Raw genomic sequence first — 20,275 nt, forward strand, 5'->3', positions numbered from 1 at the left:
GGCGGATGCCTCCCGCGGACGGTCCGTACGGCTGCGGCGCGGTGCCGACTGCCGTGCGGAGCAGGCACGTTGCGGTGCGACCGGGGAGCGGCGCCAGGTGCTGCGCCGGGCGGGGCGCGGCGGCGGCCGCGCGGGGCCGGCGGCAGCGGGCGGGCGGTGGTGGGGCGGGGCCGACAGGCGTACGAGGGCCCGGGCGGCCCGGACGGGGGCGGCGGGCCGGGTGGCGGCTCCGCCTACGCTGGCGTCGCCGCCCTGCTGGGTGGCTCGATCGTTCGGCGTTTCCCCGGAGTCCACCGTGTCCGTTTCTCCTCCTCCGCTCCCCGCTCCCTCGTCCGGGTCGCCGGGCCGCCTCCGGGCGTGGCTGCTGGAGGGGCTGGCGGACCGGGCCAGCCAGCATCCGGGCCCGCACGCGAAGGCGCCCGTGCACCAGGGGCAGCGGTGGTGGCGGGTGATGTGCCTGACCGGCCTGGACTACTTCTCGACGCTCGGCTACCAGCCGGGCATCGCCGCGCTCGCCGCCGGGCTGCTGTCGCCGATCGCGACGATCGTGCTCGTCGTCATCACGCTCTGCGGGGCGCTGCCGGTCTACCGGCGGGTGGCCCGCGAGAGCCCGCACGGCGAGGGTTCGATCGCGATGCTGGAGCGGCTGCTGACCTTCTGGCAGGGCAAGCTCTTCGTGCTGGTGCTGCTCGGGTTCGCGGCGACGGACTTCCTGATCACCATCACGCTGTCCGCCGCGGACGCCACCGCGCACCTGGTCGAGAACCCGCATCTGAGCGGCGCGCTCCACGGCCGCCAGGTGCTCGTCACCCTCGTGCTCGTCGCCCTGCTCGGGGCGGTGTTCCTGAAGGGGTTCGGCGAGGCCATCGGCCTGGCCGTGGGGCTGGTCGGCGTCTACCTGGCGCTGAACGTCGTGGTCGTCGGCGTGGGCCTGTGGCACGTGGCGACGGCGCCGCACGTGGTGGCGGACTGGTCGCACGCCCTGACGCTCGAACACGGGAACGTGTTCGCGATGATCGGGGTCTCCCTGGTGGTGTTCCCGAAGCTCGCCCTGGGCCTGTCCGGATTCGAGACCGGTGTCGCCGTCATGCCGCACATCGAGGGCGGGCCCGGCGAGACCGAGGAGGAGCCCGTCGGCCGGATCCGCGGCGCCCGCAAGCTGCTCACCACCTCCGCCGTGATCATGAGCGTCTTCCTGATCACCACCAGCTTCATCACCACGCTGCTGATCCCCGCCGACGCCTTCCAGCCGGGCGGTGAGGCCAACGGCCGCGCCCTGGCCTACCTCGCCCACGCGTACCTCGGCGGCGCGTTCGGCACCGTCTACGACGTGTCGACCATCGCGATCCTGTGGTTCGCCGGGGCGTCCGCGATGGCCGGCATGCTCAACCTGCTCCCGCGCTACCTGCCGCGCTACGGCATGGCGCCGCACTGGGCCCGGGCCGTCCGGCCCACCGTGCTGGTGCTGACCGCGGTGGCCTTCCTGGTCACGTGGATCTTCGACGCCGACGTCGACAAGCAGGGCGGCGCGTACGCGACCGGCGTGCTCGTGCTGATCAGCTCGGCCGCGATCGCCGTGACCATCGCCGCCCGGCGCGCCCGCCAGCACGGCTGGACGGCCGCCTTCGGCGTCATCGCCGCGGTGTTCCTCTACACCACCGGCCTCAACATCGCCGAGCGCCCGGACGGCGTGAAGATCGGCGCCTGCTTCATCGCCGGCATCATCCTCATCTCGTTCGCGTCCCGGCTGGCCCGCGCCTTCGAACTCCGGGTCACCGAGGTGGTCCTCGACGACACCGCCGAGCGGTTCGTCCGCGACTGCGCGCACCACTCGATCCGGCTGATCGCCAACGAGCCCAGCGGCCGCGACCTCGCCGAGTACCGCGACAAGGCGCACCAGATCCGCACCGACAACGGCATCCCCGCCGAGGACGATCTGGTCTTCGTGGAGGTGGTGGTCCGCGACCCGTCCGACTTCGAGGCCGAGCTGCGGGTGCGCGGCGAGGTGCTGCACGACCGCTACCGCGTCCTGACGCTGGAGCACTCGTCCATCCCGAACGCGCTCGCGGCGCTGCTCCTGCACGTGCGGGACGCCACCGGGCGGCAGCCGCACATCTACTTCGAGTGGACGGAGGGCAACCCCTTCGCGCAGCTGCTGTGGTTCTTCCTGTTCGGTCAGGGCGAGGTCGCGCCGGTCACCCGCGAGGTGCTGCGCGAGGCCGAGCCCGACCGGGCCCGCCGGCCCCGGGTGCACGTCGGCTGAGTGCCGCGTGCGCGACGGCGCGGGCGGGCCCCCGGAACGGTGTGCTTCCGGGGGCCCGCCCGCGCCGTCGCACGGCCGGTGGTCAGCGGCCGGCACCGACCGCGACGCCCCCGGGACGGGCCGGTTCGGTCCGGACCGCGGGCAGCGCCCCCGGAAGGCCGAGGACGCGCGAGGTGCCGCTGAGGGCCGCGAGGCGCAGGAGGACGGGCGAGGGGTTCTCCAGATGGAAGGTGGCGCGTTCGCCGTCGATGCGCTGGCGCGCCCGCAGCAGGCTGCCCAGGCCCGCGCAGTCGCAGAACGTGAGCGCCGCCGCGTCGAGGACGACGATGCGGGGGTGGGCGAGGAGGGACTGCCGGACGGCCTCCTCGACCTGTGGGGCGGTGTCCATGTCGAGTTCGCCGGACAGCTCGATGGAGATGACGCTCGCACCCGTCCTGATGCGCACCGCCAGGTAGCCCGGTGCCGTGCTGGGTCGTTCGGCCACAACGGCCTCCCTTCACCGGGCGGCGTGCAGGACGCAGCCCGGGGCCGCGAACTGCGGCACGTGCCCACCCTAGAGGCAACGTTTGCACTTCGACAACAATCCACCCTCGGCAACTATCGGCGGGTCGCTTCGGGCGCGGCCGGCCCGAGCGGCCGCCCGGCGCGGCCGACAGCCCGGTGGGAGAGGCCCGGACCAGGGGGCGCGGGCGGCCGGATCAGGCGCTGCGGGTGGCCTCGGCGTCGCCCGGTCCCGCCGGCGTGCCCGCGGCGGAGGCGCCCGGTGCCGCCGTGTCCAGCGCGGCCGTACGGAAGGACTGCAGCCCGGCCAGCAGGGCACGGCGGTCCGCACCCGGCATGGCGTCGAGGATCCGCTCCAGCGCCTGCTCCCGGGTGGTGCGCAGATCGGTGAGGAACGTCCGGCCGGCGGGCGTGAGGTGCAGTTCGAGCTCCCGGCGGCTGGCCGCGCTGGCGGTGCGCTGCACCAGGCCGATCGCCTCCAGCCGGTCGCACAGCCGGCTCACCGAGGACGGCCGTGAGTCCAGCGTCTCGGTGAGGGTGCGGAGGTTGATGCCGTCGTTGTTCTCCAGCACGTAGAGCACCCGCAGCTGCGACACCGACACCGGCGCGGAGACCAGGTCGCGTCCGCCGCCCCAGAGCACCTCCAGCAGCTCCACCACGGACGACGCGACGGCCGCGACGTCTGAGCGGCCCGGAAGCGGGGAGACGGTGTTCATGGGGCCCATCTTGACACCCCTGCCACACCACAGGACAACCCGTCGGCCGGAACGGCCGGCGGTCGGACGAAAAGGCGGATCGAGTGACAGCCAATCTGTCGACGGTCGAGCGCGCGCTGCGCGCTGCTGCCCCCTACGCCCTGCTGGACGCCGTGCGCGAGTCCCTGACCCGCCTGTACGGCGCACGGCAGGTCGAGCTGCTCCTGGCCGACTACAGCCTGACCGTGCTGCAGCCGGTCACCGAACTGCCCCGCACGGCCCGGCCGCTCCCGGTGCACACGACGGCTCCCGGCCGTGCCTTCGGGGCGCAGGAGCCCTTCGCCGAGCCCGGCCCGGCCGGGGGTGCGGTGCTGTTGCACCTGCCGGTGACCGTCCGGGGCGACCGGCTCGGGGTCCTGACCACGGGCCTCGACCGGGCCGGCCTCACCCGGGCCGTGCAGGACGAGCTGTGGGAGATCGCCGAGATCCTGGGACACCACATCGTCGTCGCGGAGCGCGACACCGACCTCTACCTCCAGGCCCGCCGCAAGGACCGCCTCACCCTGGCCGCCGAGATGCAGTGGCAGCTCCTGCCGGCGCGCGCCTGCATCCGTGACGAGTACGCCATCGGTGCCCAGCTCGAACCCGCCTACGCGATCCACGGCGACAACTTCGACTGGTCCGCCACCGAGGACCGCCTCACCCTGACGGTCACCAACGGCATGGGCGAGGGCATCGAGGCGTCCCTCCTCACCAACCTCGCCGTCAGCGCCCTGCGCAACGCCCGCCGGGCCGGCGTCGACATCGCCGACCAGGCGGCCCTGGCCGACCAGGCCGTGTACGGGCAGTACCGCGGCAAGGCCCACGTCTCCGTCCTGCTCCTGGAGTTCCACCTGGACACCGGCCTGGTGGAGATCGTCGACGCCGGCTCGCCGCAGCTGCTGCGGCTCCGCGCGGGGGCGGTCGAACACATCCCGTTCGAGGCGCAGCTGCCGCTCGGCCTCGCCGACGACACGCCGTACGCGCCGCAGCGCATCCGGGTCGAGCCCGGGGACCGGCTGATCTTCGTCAGCGACGGCGTCCACGCGGTCGCCTCCCGGGCGGGCGAGCCCTACGGCGAACGCGCCCTGGTCCGGGCCGTCCTGGCGACCCAGCTGCTGCCCGCCGCGGAGGTGCCCCGCGCGGTGCTGACCGAGCTGGCCCGGCACCGCGACGACGACCCCCGTGACGACGCCCTCCTCGTCTGCCTCGACTGGTACGGCCGGCATCCGGCCCCCGCCGACGCCCCTCCCGCCTGAGCCGCGCGCGGGGCGTCGGCGCTGCGGACGCGGCAAGCGCCCCGGCTACCCGCGGTCGAAGCCGGGCGGCAGCGGGGCCTGCCGGAACAGCGTGCCGGGCACGGCGTCGGCGAGCGCACCGTAGCCCACCGGGCCGAGGTGCAGGTGGTCGCCGACGTCGTACGCCGGCAGCAACTGCCGTGGCGCCTGCGGGTCGCGCGCCGCACGGTCGAAGTCGATCACGCTGTCGAACCGCCCGCTCGTACGGATCCACCGGTTGACCCGCTGCCGGGCCGCCTCGCGGTGGCCGTCCGGGTCGTCGTAGGCGGCGTTGCCCCCGAAGGGCGTCAGCGTCGCCCCGTAGACCCGGATGCCCTGGGCGTGCGCGCGGGCCACGATCTGGTCGTACGCGGCGACGAGGTCGTCCGCGACCCGGGTCTGGGCCTCCGCGGTGGCGGCGGCGGTGCCGATGTCGTTGACACCCTCGAAGACGATCAGCCACTGCACGCCGCTGCGCACCAGCACGTCGCGGTCGAGCCGAGCGAGAGCGTTGGGGCCGAGGCCGTCGTCGAGCACCCGGTTGCCGCCCGCCGCCTCGTTGACGACCGCGGTGCCGGCCGTGTCCGGCCGTGCCTGCAGGCGCCGGAGCAGCTGGTCGGGCCAGCGGTCGTTCCGGTTGGTCGTCGAGCCCCGGCCGTCGGTGAGCGAGTCGCCCAGCACCACGGCCGCGGCCTCGCCCCGGGGCGACCACACCTCGACCCCGCTGAGGAAGTACCAGTGGTCGGCGGGGGTCGCCCCGGGCAGGTCCGTGTCCTGCACGTGGCTGCCCGCCAGCAGGTAGCTGGTGGTCCGGGAGCCGGGGTGCGAGGTGATGGCGTCGGACGCCTGGCCCCGGGCCAGGTGGAGCGTGACGGTGAGGTCGGTCCCGGGGGCGAGGTCGAAGTCGAGGGGGTCGGAGACCACCTGGGCGCCGACCGGCACGGACACCGACGGGCGCGCGTGGAAGGTGACCGGCCGGGAGCTGCCGGGCCGGATCCCGCTGGTGCCCGCCTGCCCGCCGGCGGGCAGGGCCACCGAGACGGCGGTGAGGGGCAGGGCGGTGCCGCCGAAGGCGTTGGAGAAGCGCAGTCGCAGCTGCCGCCCGCCGGCCGACACGTGGACGGTCTGCCGCAGCGTGGTGTCGGGCAGCACGAGGTGGTCCTGGGTGAACGGCGCCGGCGGCATGTTGCCGGGCTCGGTGAGCTGGGGCATCGACGCCCAGGTGTCCAGCCAGTGCCCCGGGGCCGCCCGGCCGCCGGCGGACGCGGCGGAGGGCGCGGCGGCGGTGCGGCCGCCGCCCACCGCACCGCCGGCGAGCGAGGTGGCGGCGAGCGAGGTGGCGGCGACCACCGCGGCCACGGCTGCCACCGCGGCGGCGCCGGTCGCGACGGTGGCCAGGGGGCGGGCGGGCGTGGTTCGGTCCATGGTTCGGGTGTCCTCCGTGGGCGGCTCGGTGCGCGGACGCGCGGCGTGACGGGGCCCGCACCGGCGGCCCCGGCGGGTGGGGCCGCCGGGGCCGCGCGGTGACGGGCCGGCTCCGGCGGCAGCGGGGGAGCCGCCGGAGCCGGGACGGGTCACGAGGCGGTGCAGGCTCCGACGGTGGGGGCGTTGGTGTTGCCGTTGGTCATGACGGTGAAGCCGAAACTGGTGGATGCCCCGGCGGCGAGGCTCCCGTTGCCGTTGGGCTTCATGGTCATGACGTTGCCGCTGCTGTCCCAGGTCGGGGTGCCGCTCCAGGTGGTGGAGACCTTCTGCGGGGAGGTGAACGTCACGTTCACGCTCCACGCGGTGATGGCGCTGCTCCCCGCGGTGACGGTGACCTGGCCGTTGAAGCGGTCCGACCACACGTTGGTCCGGGCGTAGGTGGTGGTGCAGGTGGCGGTGCCGCCGCCCCCGCCTCCGCCGGTGGTGCCGCCGAGGGCGGTCAGGACGGCGGTGTAGGCCGGCTTCTTGGCGTAGTTGTTGTCGAAGAGGAGCGGCGTGCCGCTGCTGCGCCACGAGTACTTGTCGGGGATGCCCCAGACCGTGATGCCGGTGCAGCGGGTGACGGCGAGGCAGGCCGTGGTGACCTTGCCGTAGCTGGTGGCCTGGGCGGTGCCGGAGCCCTCGATGTCGAGCTCGGTGATCTGGACGTCGACGCCGAGGTCGGCGAAGCGCTGCAGGTTGGCCTGGTAGTCGGACGGCACGGGCGAGGCGCTGTTGAAGTGCGACTGGAACCCGACGCAGTCGATGGGCACGCCGCGCTGCTTGAAGTCCTTGACCATCGCGTAGACGGCGTTGCTCTTCGCGCTCTGGCCGTCGGTGTTGTAGTCGTTGTAGCAGAGCTTGGCGTTGGGGTCGACGGAGCGGGCGGTGCGGAAGGCCTCCTCGATGTAGCCGTTGCCGAGCTTGTCCTGGAACGGGGAGCTGCGGCGGGCGCCGCTGGATCCGTCCTGGAAGGCCTCGTTGACGACGTCCCAGGCGTAGATCTTGCCCTTGTAGTGGGTCATGACCTGGGTGATGTGGTTGTTCATCGCGGTGCGCAGGTCGGTGGTGCCGAGGGAGCCGACCCAGCCGGGGAGCTGGGAGTGCCAGACCAGGGTGTGGCCGCGGACCTTCATGGACTTGCTCTGGGCGTGGCTGACGATCTGGTCGGCGGCGCTGTAGGTGAAGGTGTTGCGGGTGGCCTCGACGGCGTCCCACTTCATCTCGTTCTCGGGTGTGACGGCGTTGAACTCGGCGTCCAGGGTGGAGGCGTAGGCGCTCTCACCGAGGTGGTTCGCGGCGACGGCGGTGCCGAAGTAGCGGCCCTTCGCGGCGGCGGACCCGGCCAGCGTGGACGCGGCGTGGGCGCTGCCGGCGAGACCGGTCGTCACGACGGCGCCGGCGAGGCCCGTCGCGAGGAGGGCACGGACGGCGGTCGGGCGGATGCGGCGCGGGAGTTTCCTCAACGTCGGTCTCCTTCGTCGGACCGGGCCCTGGGGGAGTGGGGGTGCCCGGTCGGATGGGGTGGGTGGGGTGGGGTGGGTGGGGTCGGTGGTGGGTCGGGGACGCGGTGGTGGCCCGGTGGGTGGTGGTGCGCCGGGTGGTGCGACGGAGCAGGCAGGGGCCGGGGCGGCTGCGGGCTCCGGGCTGAGGGGCTCCGGGCTTCGGAGCTCCGGTGGCACGGGGGGCTCGGACTGCGTCGACAGGCGGCCGACACGTTCCAGAAACCTTGCGGAGTATGGTCCGGCTGTTTTCGAGCCCGCAAGGGTTACTCCCGGGTAATTTTCGGCGCCGCCGGTGAGGAGCCTTGGGGTGGCCGATCGTCCGACGGTGCGTCAGTTGCCTTCCCACTCTGCATGATCGGGCCGGGCCGGGCGCGGCAAACCTGCGGGTCGACGTGGGGCGCATGCCCGTCCGGAGCGCTGCTTCCCGCCCGTGGCCGGAGGGGGTGCCGCCCCGGGGTGTGCGGGTGCGGTCCGGCCGGGCGGCCGGTGCGTCACGTTCCGATAACCCTGTGCACGGGGGTTGACCCTCTGTCAGGGCGGGTCCTAGCGTCGCAGCCGCGCCACAGATTTCGGCAATGATGCCGAAAAGTTTCGAAAGGCTTGATGCTCCGATGCAACGCCCCACCCGGCTCCCTCACCTGCTCGCGGGCGGCACCGCCCTGCTCCTCGGCCTGACACTGGCCGGCTGCGGATCCGACCCCGGCGCCGACGCCGAGGCCGTCGACAGCGGCACCGGCGAGATCCACGTGCTCGTCTACGGCGACGCCGCGAACAAGGTCGAGAAGCAGCTCGTCGAGACCTTCAACAAGACCTCCAAGGTGAAGGCCGTCCTGGACACCATCCCGGGCGCCGACTACCAGCAGAAGCTCCAGACGATCATCAACACCAAGCAGGCGCCCGACGTCTTCTTCAACTGGGGCGGCGGCAGCATCAAGCCCTTCGTCGACGCCGGGCTGCTCAAGCCGCTCGACGACATGATCGCCCAGGACCCCGGCCTCAAGGCCAACTTCCTGCAGTCGGTCTTCAACACGGCCGTGATCGACGGCAAGCCGTACGGCGTGCCGATGCGCGGCACCCAGCCCGTCCTGCTCTTCCACAACAAGAAGGTGCTCGCCGACGCGGGCCTCACGCCGCCGAAGACCTGGAGCGAACTGCTCGACGCCGTACGCACCCTGAAGGCGAAGGGCATCACCCCCATCGCCCTCGGCGGCGGCGACCAGTGGCCCACCCTGATGTGGTTCGAGTACCTCTACGACCGCATCGCGGGCCCGAGCGGTCTCACCGACCCCGGCCTCTTCCAGAAGGCCCTGAACGGCAACCGGGACGCCTGGGCGGGCGACGACAGCAGGAAGGCCCTTCGGCTGATCCGGCAGCTCGTCGACGCGGGGGCCTTCGGCACCTCGTACGACTCGGTGAAGTTCACCGACGGGGGCTCCCCGGCGCTGCTGGCCCACGGCAAGGCCGCCTTCGAGCTGATGGGCTCCTGGGAGTACTCCACGCAGCAGGACGCCGCCCCGGAGTTCGCCGCGTCCGACCTCGGCTACGGTTCCTTCCCGACCGTTCCGGGCGGCAAGGGCGACCCGAAGAACGTCGTCGGCAACACCAACAACTTCTACTCCGTCGCGAAGCGGACCAAGCACCCGGCCGCCGTCGCGGAGTTCCTCAAGCTGCAGTACTCCGACGAGTTCGTGCAGGCCCAGCTGGGCGTCGGCAACCTGCCCACCACCACCAACACGCCCAAGTTCCTCGCCACCGCCCCCAACCCGGCGTACTCCACCTACCAGTTCGAACTGGTCAGGGCCGCGCCGTCGTTCGAGCTCTCCTGGGACCAGGCGTACCCGCCGGCGGCGAGCACGCCCATCCACCGGGCCGTCCAGGACTTCTTCGCCGGCCGGATCGACGAGAACGGCTTCGTCAAGGCCATGCAGGCCCTGCCGACGGGCTGAGCCGCGGGCGAGTCCCTGCAACTCCTCCTGCGGCACCGGTCGGCGGTGCCGCAGGAGGTACCACGGGCGGCCCGGCGGGGCCGGTCAGCAGAACCAGCCGTCCTGCACCCAGCCGCGCCGGTTGATGTCGCCGTAGGCGAAGCCGTACACCCAGCCGGGCTGGGCGCGCTCGACCAGGAAGGTCTGGCCGGTGTACAGCGTGCCCGTCCAGGCGCCGCCGGGTGCGGTGCGGACGTACAGGTCGTGGGCGCAGACGGCCTCGCGCTGCCCGACCGTGCCGTCGGCGGCCAGGGCCGGTGCGGCCGTGAGCGCCACCGCCGCGGTGAGGGCGGCCGATGCCGCGGCGGTGCGCAGGAGGGTGCGGGTGGCGGTCACGGGGGTGCTCCTTCGTCCGGCGGGTCGGGGGAGTGGGGTGCGGTGCGCGGCGTCACCAGGAGCCGTAGCCGCCGAGGCACTCGATGCGCACGTAACCCCAGTCGCCCTTGCCGAAGTCGAAGGTCGCCGCCCAGCCGTTGTAGACCGGGTGGGCGCCCCTGGTGTGGCCGACCTTGTTGCCGGAGCCGAGCACCCGGATCAGCCCCACCGGGCCGGAGGCGCTGTCGTAGTTGGCGTAGAAGCTCGCGCTCCGGCAGACGACGACCGCGTGTTCGGGCGGGACGACCGCCCCGGCGGTGCCGGTGGCGGCGACGGACGGTGCCGCCACGGCGGCGACCGCCACCAGGGCGCGAGCGAGGGACATCCGCATGGTCGACTCCTCTGCCGGGCAGTGCTCCTGACGGTGCGGGCCGGGGCGTGGTGGTGCCGTCGCGGCGCGGGCCGTTCGTGCGCGGCGCGCACCGCGGGCATCAGTGTGCCGTGTCCATGCCCGCCCTGGGTAGGGGTGGCCGGTGAACTCCGGGTTTCCGGCCGCCGCGTCCGCCGCGTCCGCGGCGGCCCGGCAGTGTGTCAGCCCGGTCCCGCGCCCGCGCCCGCCATCGCCGGGGCGGGCAGTTCGGTGAGCAGGGCGATCCGCTGCGCCGTCCGCGAGCCGGGCTCGGCGGTGTACGCGACGATCAGGACGTCCGGGTCGCCGGGCAGGGTGAGGCTCTCGTAGGCGAAGTCGAGCGCCCCGGTGGCCGGGTGCCACAGGTGCTTGCGGCCGTGGGTCTTGTCCTTCACCCGGTGCGCCGCCCACAGGGCGCGGAAGTCGCTGCTCCCGGCGGAGAGTTCGGCGATGAGCGCGGTCAGCCAGGGATCGTCCGGGTGCCGGCCCGCGTCCAGCCGCAGGAAGGCGACGGCGTCGGCGGCCACCTCCTCCTCCCAGCGGGTGAAGAGCGTCCGCGCCGCCGGGTCGAGGAAGATCTGCCGCGCCGCGTTGTAGCCCCCGGGCACGGCCGAGAAGCCGAGGAGGGCGTCGGCGACCGCGTTCCACGCGAGCACCTGCATCCGGCGGCCGAGGACGAAGGCGGGTGCGCCGCCCAGGGCGTCCAGCACCGACCGGACCCCGGGCCGGACGGCCGGCTGCGCGGGCGTCCGCGGTGCCGGGGGGCGGGCCAGGTCGAAGAGGTGCCGGCGTTCGACCTCGTCGAGGGCCAGCGCGCGGGCGACGGCGCCGAGCACGGAGTCGGACACCGCGGGCCCCCGGCGCCCCTGCTCCAGCCGCACGTAGTAGTCGACGCTGACCCCGGCGAGCCGGGCGACCTCCTCGCGGCGGAGCCCCGGCACGCGCCGCGGGCCGTACCCCACCAACCCGACGTCCTGCGGGCGCAGCCGGGCGCGGCGCGAGCGCAGGAAGTCCCCCAGGGCGTTGTCCATCCGCCCAGCCTACGGGCCGCCGGCCGGGCGGACCTGGTACTGCCGGACCTACGACGGGCCGAGCCCTGGGCGGCACCCCGCACCCGGCGCGAGGGTGGGACCGCCGACCCGCCCGGGCGGCACCGGAGCCGACCGAAGGACTTCCGCATGACCTACCCCGCCCTCGCCGGACGCACCGCCCTGGTCACCGGAGCGGCCAGCGGCATGGGGGCCGCCACCGCGCGGCTCCTCGCCGCGGGCGGCGCCACGGTGGCCCTCCTCGCCCGGCGCACCGACCGCCTCACCGAGCTGGCCGCGAAGATCACCGCCGACGGCGGACGCGCCCTCGCGGTGACCGCGGACATCACCGACCGGCGCGCGGTGCAGGACGCCGCGGACACCGTCCGTACGGCGCTCGGCGGCGTCGACCTCCTGGTCAACGCCGCCGGGGTGGCCCTGCCCAACCCGGCGGACCTGCACCGGCTCGACGAGTGGACGCGGATGGTCGACACGAACCTCACCGGCACCCTGCACGTGATCGACGCGTTCGCCGACGACCTGGTCGCCGCGGCCGCCGCCGGCCGCTCCGCGGACCTCGTCACCGTCTCGTCCGTCTCGGCCCGCACGGCCTACCCGGCGTTCGCCGTCTACGCCGCCACCAAGGCCGCGGTCAGCCACCTGTCCGCCTCGCTGCGCACCGAGTACGGCCCGAAGGACGTGCGGGTGAGCGCGGTCGAGCCGGGGCTGACCGACACCGAGATCGTCCGGCACATCGACAACCCCGGGCTGAGCGCGCAGTTCGCCGCGATGATGGACGCCGTCCCGGTGCTGCGCGCGGAGGACGTCGCGGACCTGATCGCCTACACCGTCAGCCGCCCGCGGCACGTCCACCTCGCGCACTCGCTGGTCGTCCCGACCCGGGGCTGAGCCCGGCCCGGGGCTGAGCCCGACCCGGTGCCTGGCCCGACGCGGGCCGGGCCCGGGCCGGGAGGGGGCGGCCGGGCGGCGGGTCAGCCGACGAGCAGCTGCCGGCGCAGGTCGCGCAGGTCGCGGCCGTCGAGGCCGAGGCCCGTGCGGAGGTAGCCGTCGAAGGAGCCGTAGACGCGGGTGACCTCGGCGAAGCCGGCGTCGAGGTAGGACGGGCGCACGTCGAGGAGGGCCTGGTAGGCGGGCCGCATCGACGCGGGCACCTGCTGGAGGGCGGCGGCGTTCTCGGCCGCGCGGTAGGTGTTGCTGGCGAGGTAGTCGGCGTCCACGGTCGCGCGGGGCACGCCGAGGGCGGTGAGGACGGCGGCGCTGGCCCAGCCGGTGCGGTCCTTGCCGGCCGTGCAGTGGTAGAGGACGGCTGCCGCACCGCGGTCGGCCACGGCGCCGGCCAGCGTGGTGTACGCCTGCCGGCCGCTGTCGGAGGAGACCATGGTGCGCTCGATGTCCTCCATCATCTGCACGGCGGCGGCCTCCGTGGCGGGCAGCGAGCTGCTGATGCTGCTGCCGAGGACGTCCGCGACGACGTAGGCGGTGCCGGCGGGGACGCGGTCCGGGGAGGCCGCGCGCTCGGAGGCGGTGCGCAGGTCGACGTCGGTGCGGATGCCGAGGCGGCGCAGCGTCGCCAGGTCGGCGTCGGTCAGCCGGGAGAGGTCGCCGGAGCGGTAGAGGACGCCCATCCGCACCCAGTGGCCGTCGCTCGTGCGGTAGCCGCCCGCGTCGCGGAAGTTGGGGGCGGAGGCGAGGTGCAGGGAGCGGTCGGCGAGGGTGAGGGACGCGCCGCGGTCGGGCACGATCTCGAACCACCAGCGGTCCGCGGTGCCGAGCCCGGTGACCGTGGCGGTGCCGCTGCCGCGGCCGGTGGCGACGGCGTGCCGCCGGTCGATGTGCTGCGGGTCGCGGCCGGCGAGGACGGTGACGTGCCGGACACCGGGTGCGGACCAGGCGACGGTGAACGAGCCGTCGGCCTGCCGGGTCACGGTCGCCGCGGTGAAGGGGATCGCCTGCGCGGACCGCGCCGGGCCGTACGCGGCGGCCGGGTGCGCGGTGGCGGCGTCCGCGACGGAGGCGGTGCCGACCGCCGTGCCGAGGGCGAGCGCCCCGGCGAGGCCCGCGGTGACGAGCCGGCGGGCGGTGGGGCGGGTCGGCGCGGGGGAGCTGTTGTGCGACAGGGACATGCTGTTCTCCAAGGTCAGGGTGGACATCTATACGTCTAGATGTCCGAGCTGACGCGCAGGGCGACCGTACGGGGAGCGGAGATGAACGTGACGTGTCGGCGGCGCTCCGCCGCACTGCCGTAGGATTCGCCGGGTGTTGCAGCGCCACGGGACCGTGCCCCTCTACCTCCAGCTCGCCCGGCACCTGCAGGACCGCATCGACGGCAGGGACCTCCCCCCGGGCGCGCAGCTGCCGAGCGAGTCCGAGCTCGCCGACCGGTACGCCGTCAACCGGCTGACCGTGCGTCAGGCCGTCGCCGAGCTCGACCGCGCCGGGGCCGTCGAGATCCGCCGCGGCATCGGCACCTTCGTCCGCACACCGCCCACCCAGGTGTCCGTCGACGTCAGCCCGCGCAGCCAGCGGATCGCCCCCGGCGGCCCCGCCGCACCGGCCGACCCCGCGGCGCCGGCCGACCCTGCGGCGCCGCAGCCCGACCCGGCGACCGCCCGGGTCGAGCGCGTGCTGCGCACCGCGGACGCGGCCGAGGGCGAGGCGACCCGCGCCCTCGGCCTTCCGCCCGGGCGCGTCCGCCGCCTCGACACCCTCATCGACCCCGGGGGCAGCCCGCTGGCCGTCAGCAGCTACTGGCTCGCCGCCGACCTCCTGCCCGCCGTGCTGCCCGCGCTGGAGGAGACCGCGAACCTCGCCGCCGCCCTCCACCGGGTGCTCGGCGAGCCCGTGCGGTACGCCTGGCGGGCGTTCTCCGCGACCGCCGCCGACCTCACCGACGCCCCGCTGCTCGGCGTGCCGACCGGCCACCCGCTGCTCGTCCGCGAGGGCGTCAGCTGCACCGCGGACGGCACGCCGGTCTACTTCGTCCGGCGCCGCCTGCGCGGCGACGCCGTCCGCTTCGTCCTGCACTACCAGGACTGAGCCCGGCCCCGACCGCCCGGGCCCGACCGCCCGGGCCGGGGAACCCGTCCCGCCGCGTCACTCCTGAGGCGGCGCCGCCGTCCAGGCCGGCGACCCGGCCGGCGGCGGAGGCAGCACCGGCCACGCCGACCGGTCGGCGTCCGCCTCCCAGTACGGCACGTCGCCGTGGTAGAGGAGGTACGCCCAGTGCTCCGGCTCCTCGTGGCACACCAGGTCGGGGTACGGCTCGAACTCCACCGCCCCCCACCGGGCGTTCAGCCGGGCCACGGCCTCGGCCCGCGGGATGCCGAAGAGCGCGCACAGCGCGTCGGCGACCTCGGAGAAGTACGCGGTCGTCTCCGCGTCGGCGTGCATCAGGAACACGTCGCTCATACGAGACCCACGTACGAGTTCTGCATCAGGGTCGCTCCCCGGTCGGTGAAGAAGGCCATCTGGTGGCCGCGCAGTGTCATCGGGATGTTGGGATTGCGCAGCGCGGGCATGTTCATCAGCATTCTGCCCTCCACCATGTCGTAGTCGTGCATCGCGCCGCGTCCGCGGTTGTGGCGGATGAAGTCGCCGAGCGCCTGGTCCTCGCCCGCCCCGAACCGGCGGCTGTTCAGCGCGTCCAGCTCGTTGCGCGGCACCTGGAAGTGCATCACCGCGGGCCCGCCGTTGGTGCCGTCGCCCAGCCGCTGCGCCCAGCGCTCCGCCTGGCGGCGGTCGTTGGTGACGTAGAAGCCGCCACGGCCGAAGTCCATCGGCCGGGGACGGAAGTTGGGGTCGATGCCGTTGGCGACGATCGACTGGGCGCCGTTCCCGGTGGTGCCGTGGTAGAGGTTGACCATGCCCGCGTCGAGGCCGAGCGGGTCGCTCCACGCGTGCGGGTTCGGCACGTACCCGTACGGGTCGGGGCCGGCCTCCAGCCCGAGCGGGTCGGGGCTGATGTAGCGGGCGGTGCGTGGGTCGTAGTAGCGCAGCACGTTGTAGTGCAGGCCGGTCTCGGCGTCGGCGTACTGCCCGGGGAAGCGCAGCGGACAGTCCGCGGCGCCCGGCACGGCCGGGTCGCCCGTGGCGGGTGCACCCCACAGGGTGGACCGCGCCTGCCAGGCCACCGTGCCGTCCGCGCCGACCAGTTCGGTCGGCGCGCCGACGAGGTCGGTGACGATCGCGTGGAAACGCCGGTCGACCTCGTCCTGCGGCAGCGCCCCGGCCGGCAGGTGCCGGCGGGTCTGCGCGACCGGCCGCTGCCCGCCGACGCTCCAGTCCCAGCTCGTCACGGTGGTGCCGGACGCGTCGGCGTGCACCTCCTCGGCGAGCTGTGCACCGTCCCACGCGAACCGGGTCTGCGCCAGCACCGCGGTGCCGTCCGCCGTCAGGTGCACCTTGCCCGTCCGGCGGCCGGTCGGGTCGTAGCGGTAGCGCCAGAGCGTGCCGTCCGGCACCCGCACCTCGACCAGCTGGTCGTGGCTGTCCCAGCGGTACTCGCGCACCTGCCGCCCGCCGGACAGCAGGCGGCGGGTCTCCCGGACCAGCCGCCCCTGCCCGTCGTACTCGTACGCGGTGCGCCCGGCCGTCCGCAGCCGGCCCAGCTCCAGCAGGCGTGCGCCGTCGCTGTCCTCGACGGCCGGGCCGGGGGCCAGGCCGTGGGTGACGGCGCCCTCGCTGTCGTAGGCGTACCGCTCCGTCCAGCCCGCGCCGGTGACGGCCGTCACCCGTGCTGCCGCGTCCAGTTCGAACGTCCGGTCGCCGCCGTCCGGGCCGGTGGTCCCGACGAGCGCGCCGTCCGCGCGGTAGTGGTAGCCGCGCCGCCGCTCCGGCCCGCCCGGGGAGGACAGCGCCAGCGCGGTGAGGCGGTCGGCGGCGTCCCAGGTGCTGGTGAGTTCGGCGGCACCGAAGGTGCGCCGCACCTCCCGGCCGGCCGCGTCGTACGCGAAGGCGATGGTGCCGCCCGGCCCGGCGAGGGACTGCGGCAGCCCGTCCGGGCCGTAGCTCCACCGCGACTCGGTCCCGCTCGGGGTGCGGCGCAGCACCCGCCGGCCGGTGCCGTCGTACTGGGAGGCGACGACCGCGCCGTCGCACTCCTCGGTGAGGGGGCGGCCCGCGGCGTCGTAGGTGTGCCGCAGCACGCTGCTGCCGTCGGAGACGGTCAGCACGCGCCCGGCCGCGTCGTACGTGTAGCGGGTCGTGCTGCCGTCGGCGACGAGCTCGACCGTGCGGCCGAGCGTGTCGCGGCGGTACTCGACCGTCTGGCCCGCGCCGTTGGTGCGGGCGGTGATCCGCCCGGCCGGGTCGCGGGTGTAGGCGATGCTGCGTCCGGCGAAGTCCGTCTCGCCGACGACGTCGCCGACCTCGTCGTACCGGTACGTCCACCGGGCGCCGTCGCCGCGGACCACCTCGACCAGCCGCAGCTGGGTGTCGTAGCGGAAGGCGTGGTGCGTGCCGTCCGGGGCGGTGCGGGCGGCGAGCCGGCCGAACGCGGTGTACGCGAACCGGGTGACCGCGCCGGAGGTGTCGCGGTGCTCGACGAGGTTGCCCTCCGGGTCGTAGCTCCACTCCTGGCGCGAGCCGTCCGGTTCGACCTGCCAGGCGGGCCGGCCCTCGACCGTCCAGCCGTACGAGGTGACCGCGCCGAGCGGGTCCGTCATGGTGGCCGGGCGGCCGAACCGGTCGCGGACGACCTCCACCACCGCACCCGCCGGGCTGCTGGTGCGCACCGGCAGCCCGGCCCGGTCGGTCGCCACGGAGGTGGTGCGGCCGAGCGGGTCGGTGACGGTGCGGGCGTGGCCGCCGGGACCGTTGCCGTAGACCGTGCGGGCGCCGAGCGGGTCCGTGGACTCGGCCAGCGCGCCGTGCTCGTCGTACCGGTAGGTCCACTGCGCGCCGTCGAGCGCGGTCAGGGCGGTGATGCGGTGCTGCTCGTCGTGGACGGCCTCGCCGGCCGTGCCGTCCGGCAGGATGCTCACGGCGAGGTTGCCCGCGGCGTCGTAGCGGAACGCCGTGGTGCGGCCCAGCGGGTCCGTCCGCGACAGGAGCCGGCCGTGGTCGTCCCACTCCGTCAGCGCGACCGCGCCGTGCGGGGCGGTCTCGCGCACGGTGCGGCCGTGCTCGTCGAGGTGGAAGAGGGTGCGGTGGCCGAGCGAGTCGGTCATCGTGGTGGTGCGCCGGGCGTCGTCGTAGGCGAACACCGCGTCGAGGTGGCCGCCGTCGCCCCGGGTCTGCACGCAGCGGCCGGCGCGGTCGTACAGGTAGCGGTAGCGGTAGCCGAGGCGGTCCGTCCAGGAGCTGATCCGGCCGGCGGGGTCGTAGGTGAACTCCATGGCGAGGCCGGAGGAGTTGGTGACGGCCGAGAGGTGGCCGTTGCCGTCGTAGCCGAACCCGACCAGAGGGATGTCCGGTTCGGCCGGTGCGGTGTCCGTGCCCGTGGTGTCCGTGCCCGTGGCGTCCGTGCCCGTGGCGTCCGTGCCTGCGGTGTTCGTGCCTGCGGTGTTCGTGCCTGCGGTGTTCGTGCCTGCGGCGTCCGTCGGGAGGGTGTCCGCGGTCCCGGGGTCCGCCGGTGCCGGTGCCGCTGCCGGCGGTTCGGCCGTGAGCAGGCGCAGGCCGGTGATCCGCGGCCCGGCTGTGTCGATGCCGATCCGGTAACCGCCGCTGTGCCGCAGCTCGGTGGGTACGCCCCGCGGTCCGTGGAGGATCTCGATGCGGTTGCCCGCCCGGTCGGTCACCGCGGCGAGCGGCAGCGGCAGCGCACCGGTGCGGCGCGTCGGCGGGCGGGCACCGCCGGGCAGCGGGGCGAAGTGCCAGCAGGTGCCGGAGTGGGGGTCGGTGACGCGGAGTCCGCCGTCGGGGCCGTCCCAGGAGAGCGGCCAGGCAGGGCCCTGCACGGGCTGCACCTGCTGCCCGGGCGCGGGCACCGGGTAGACCAGCAGCATGCCGTCCTCGGTGGCGAACACCACGCCCTCGTCGTCGAGTTCGAGGTACTGGTCGAGGGTGGAGGCCCAACTGGTGCCGAACCAGCCGCCGCTGCGGTAGCTCGACACGTGTGTGCGGGAGAGCACCAGGGGCAGCACGCCGGGCAGGGTGACGTCGGTCTGCGCCAGGACGACCTCGCCGGAGGCGACGTCGACCGGGTCGCTGCGGGTGTTGCGGCGGTTCGACTGGATGTCCGTCCGGCCGGGCCCGTCGGCGTTGCCGCGGAGGTCGGCCGGCGGCTTGGGTGGGGTGGGCTTCGGCGGGGTCGGCTTGGGTGCGCCGCCGCCGCTGCCGCTGCCCCCCGCGACGCTCGCCCAGCTCCGGGTGCCGGAGCCGGCGGCCGGTACGGTGCGCGGGGCGGGGGTGCCGCTGGTGATCCCGCCGAGGTTCCGGGCGACGTCGGCCTCGTTGGCGCGGTGGTTGGCGGAGGTCTGCTTCAGCCCCTTGCCGACGTCGTCGAGGTGTTTGCCCAGCGCCTTCTGGCCCTTGGTGACGGCGTCCATCAGCTGGTCGACACCGGTCTCGGCGGCCTGCGCGAGCGCACCCCGGCCGCGGGTGCGGCCCTGGGCGCGGCGCGCGCGGCCGAGATGCCGGTCGCCGGAGTCGTTCATCTTCTCGGAGTGCTCGCCGAACTTGCCTGCGAGGGTGTCGACTTCGAGGGGGTCGTGCCGGAACTCGCCGCTCATGCCTGGTTCCTCGTTCCGCCGATGCCCAGCTGGTCCATCGAGTCGTCGACGCCGCTGCGGAGTCCGTCCTCGCCCGCCCGGGTGACCTCCGCCATGTCGACGCCGTCCCCGAGGCCGACGGCCTCGGAGCCGAGCTGGATGACGAGGTTCGCGGCCATGCCCGCGACGGCGCTGATGATCGGCCCGGTGGCGGCGGAGACCAGCTGCTCGACGATCTGCTCCTCGGCCTCCTTCAGCGCGCGCCGGACGATGACCCGGGTCGCCTGGGTGGCGCCGACCGCGGCGACCTCCGACAGGCCGAAGGTGAAGGGTGCCGCCGCCTGGGCGGCGATCAACTCGGCCGCCATGATGACGAGTTGGACGATGGCGGCGATCTTCGCGGCGGTGATGACGACGGCCACCCCGTCCAGCACGGTGGCCGCCACCCCGCAGCCGGTCACGAGCTGTTCGATGTGCTCGCCGGAGAGTTTCTCCCAGTGCACGTTGAACGCCTCGGCCGAGGCCCCGGAGTTGGAGGCCATCATCCGCTGGACGGCCTGGTGCGACTCCGCCGCATGGTCGCGGATGTCCGCGGCGAACTCCCGTAGCGAGTCCGCCATCTCCCGGTAGTCATCCTCGTCGACGTTGGGCCAGTCGATGCCTATCAGATCGAGGACCCACGCCAGTTCGTCGGGCAGCACGACGCCCACCCCACCCACCCCCGCACACGTTCGTCTTGCTGTGTACAGGGCAGCCTAACCTGAAAATATTACTGGGCGTCACACCGCCCGGTCGTGCCCCGTGGGCGTGTCGCGGACCCCGCCCGGGGGTGCCAGGTGCGGAAACGGGTCGAGGGGGCCCGGCGGCGGTGTACGCCTGCCGGGCCCCCTCGGGCGCCCCTGGTGGTCCCTGTCCGGCCACCGGGGCGGTGGGGAGGAGCGGCTCGCGCCGGGCAGGGGGTGCGGGTGGTACAGGCGCTCCGGGGGAGCGGCCGATTCTCAGTACCAGTGGTGGGTCTGCCAGAAGGACCAGGCGGCGTTCGGGCTGCCGTAGCGGGAGTTCATGTAGTCGTAGGCCCACTTGATCTGGGTCTTGGGGTTGGTCTTCCAGTCGGCGCCGGCGGA

At 74.5% G+C, this 20,275-nt stretch carries 16 protein-coding genes and 1 pseudogene; 5 read left to right on the forward strand and 12 right to left on the reverse strand.

Annotated features, from left to right (window positions below; all coding sequences use genetic code 11):
* Positions 1–295 precede the first annotated feature (295 nt).
* Positions 296–2,263: an amino acid transporter gene (locus SNE206_RS20605; RefSeq protein ID WP_407914907.1), complete on the forward strand. Its 1,968-nt coding sequence runs from the start codon at positions 296–298 to the stop codon at positions 2,261–2,263.
* A gap of 82 nt (positions 2,264–2,345) precedes the next feature.
* Here the strand turns inward: SNE206_RS20605 and SNE206_RS20610 are convergent, their stop codons facing one another.
* On the reverse strand, positions 2,346–2,747 hold the full coding sequence (locus tag SNE206_RS20610; RefSeq protein ID WP_407914908.1) for an STAS domain-containing protein: 402 nt from the start codon (positions 2,745–2,747) through the stop codon (positions 2,346–2,348).
* Between the two features lie 214 nt (positions 2,748–2,961).
* Positions 2,962–3,480 (reverse strand): MarR family winged helix-turn-helix transcriptional regulator, encoded by a 519-nt coding sequence (locus tag SNE206_RS20615; RefSeq protein WP_407914909.1) that lies wholly within the window; start codon positions 3,478–3,480, stop codon positions 2,962–2,964.
* Between the two features lie 83 nt (positions 3,481–3,563).
* Here SNE206_RS20615 and SNE206_RS20620 point away from each other — a divergent pair, with 83 nt between their 5' ends.
* On the forward strand, positions 3,564–4,757 hold the full coding sequence (locus SNE206_RS20620) for a PP2C family protein-serine/threonine phosphatase (RefSeq protein ID WP_407914910.1): 1,194 nt from the start codon (positions 3,564–3,566) through the stop codon (positions 4,755–4,757).
* A 45-nt stretch (positions 4,758–4,802) separates the two neighbouring features.
* Here SNE206_RS20620 and SNE206_RS20625 read toward each other — a convergent pair whose 3' ends face one another.
* Positions 4,803–6,200, reverse strand: a complete 1,398-nt coding sequence (locus tag SNE206_RS20625) for an SGNH/GDSL hydrolase family protein (RefSeq protein WP_407914911.1) — start codon at positions 6,198–6,200, stop codon at positions 4,803–4,805.
* 149 nt (positions 6,201–6,349) lie between these two features.
* On the reverse strand, positions 6,350–7,705 hold the full coding sequence (locus SNE206_RS20630) for an endo-1,4-beta-xylanase (RefSeq protein ID WP_407914912.1): 1,356 nt from the start codon (positions 7,703–7,705) through the stop codon (positions 6,350–6,352).
* Between the two features lie 650 nt (positions 7,706–8,355).
* Between SNE206_RS20630 and SNE206_RS20635 the strand changes: the two genes are divergently transcribed.
* Entirely contained in the window at positions 8,356–9,690 is a 1,335-nt protein-coding gene (locus tag SNE206_RS20635; RefSeq protein WP_407914913.1) for an ABC transporter substrate-binding protein, read from the forward strand.
* An 84-nt stretch (positions 9,691–9,774) separates the two neighbouring features.
* Here SNE206_RS20635 and SNE206_RS20640 read toward each other — a convergent pair whose 3' ends face one another.
* The 3 genes from SNE206_RS20640 to SNE206_RS20650 all read right to left on the reverse strand — a co-directional run bounded on the left by SNE206_RS20640 (position 9,775) and on the right by SNE206_RS20650 (position 11,484).
* Complete coding sequence (locus tag SNE206_RS20640) at positions 9,775–10,065, reverse strand: hypothetical protein (protein ID WP_407914914.1); 291 nt, start codon at positions 10,063–10,065, stop codon at positions 9,775–9,777.
* Positions 10,066–10,117: 52 nt separating this feature from the next.
* Positions 10,118–10,435 (reverse strand): hypothetical protein, encoded by a 318-nt coding sequence (locus tag SNE206_RS20645; RefSeq protein ID WP_407914915.1) that lies wholly within the window; start codon positions 10,433–10,435, stop codon positions 10,118–10,120.
* A 200-nt stretch (positions 10,436–10,635) separates the two neighbouring features.
* Positions 10,636–11,484 carry a helix-turn-helix transcriptional regulator gene (locus SNE206_RS20650; protein ID WP_407914916.1) on the reverse strand — a complete coding sequence of 283 codons (849 nt, stop codon included), beginning with the start codon at positions 11,482–11,484 and terminating at the stop codon, positions 10,636–10,638.
* Positions 11,485–11,631: 147 nt separating this feature from the next.
* Here SNE206_RS20650 and SNE206_RS20655 point away from each other — a divergent pair, with 147 nt between their 5' ends.
* Positions 11,632–12,390 carry an SDR family oxidoreductase gene (locus SNE206_RS20655; protein ID WP_407914917.1) on the forward strand — a complete coding sequence of 253 codons (759 nt, stop codon included), beginning with the start codon at positions 11,632–11,634 and terminating at the stop codon, positions 12,388–12,390.
* Positions 12,391–12,473: 83 nt separating this feature from the next.
* Here the strand turns inward: SNE206_RS20655 and SNE206_RS20660 are convergent, their stop codons facing one another.
* Positions 12,474–13,652 carry a tyrosine-protein phosphatase gene (locus SNE206_RS20660; protein WP_407914918.1) on the reverse strand — a complete coding sequence of 393 codons (1,179 nt, stop codon included), beginning with the start codon at positions 13,650–13,652 and terminating at the stop codon, positions 12,474–12,476.
* A 106-nt stretch (positions 13,653–13,758) separates the two neighbouring features.
* Here SNE206_RS20660 and SNE206_RS20665 point away from each other — a divergent pair, with 106 nt between their 5' ends.
* Positions 13,759–14,538: a GntR family transcriptional regulator gene (locus tag SNE206_RS20665; protein ID WP_407914919.1), complete on the forward strand. Its 780-nt coding sequence runs from the start codon at positions 13,759–13,761 to the stop codon at positions 14,536–14,538.
* 57 nt (positions 14,539–14,595) lie between these two features.
* Here SNE206_RS20665 and SNE206_RS20670 read toward each other — a convergent pair whose 3' ends face one another.
* The 4 genes and pseudogenes from SNE206_RS20670 to SNE206_RS20685 all read right to left on the reverse strand — a co-directional run.
* On the reverse strand, positions 14,596–14,910 hold the full coding sequence (locus SNE206_RS20670; protein ID WP_407914920.1) for a hypothetical protein: 315 nt from the start codon (positions 14,908–14,910) through the stop codon (positions 14,596–14,598).
* Positions 14,907–19,172 carry a DUF6531 domain-containing protein gene (locus SNE206_RS20675; RefSeq protein WP_407914921.1) on the reverse strand — a complete coding sequence of 1,422 codons (4,266 nt, stop codon included), beginning with the start codon at positions 19,170–19,172 and terminating at the stop codon, positions 14,907–14,909. Before SNE206_RS20675 ends, SNE206_RS20670 begins: the two co-directional genes overlap by 4 nt.
* Positions 19,169–19,861, reverse strand: coding sequence for a hypothetical protein (locus SNE206_RS20680; RefSeq protein ID WP_407914922.1), 693 nt, complete (start codon positions 19,859–19,861; stop codon positions 19,169–19,171). Before SNE206_RS20680 ends, SNE206_RS20675 begins: the two co-directional genes overlap by 4 nt.
* Before the next feature lie 288 nt (positions 19,862–20,149).
* Positions 20,150–20,275, reverse strand: a pseudogene (locus SNE206_RS20685) (lytic transglycosylase domain-containing protein); the annotation flags it as partial.

Source organism: Kitasatospora sp. NE20-6 (assembly GCF_045862635.1).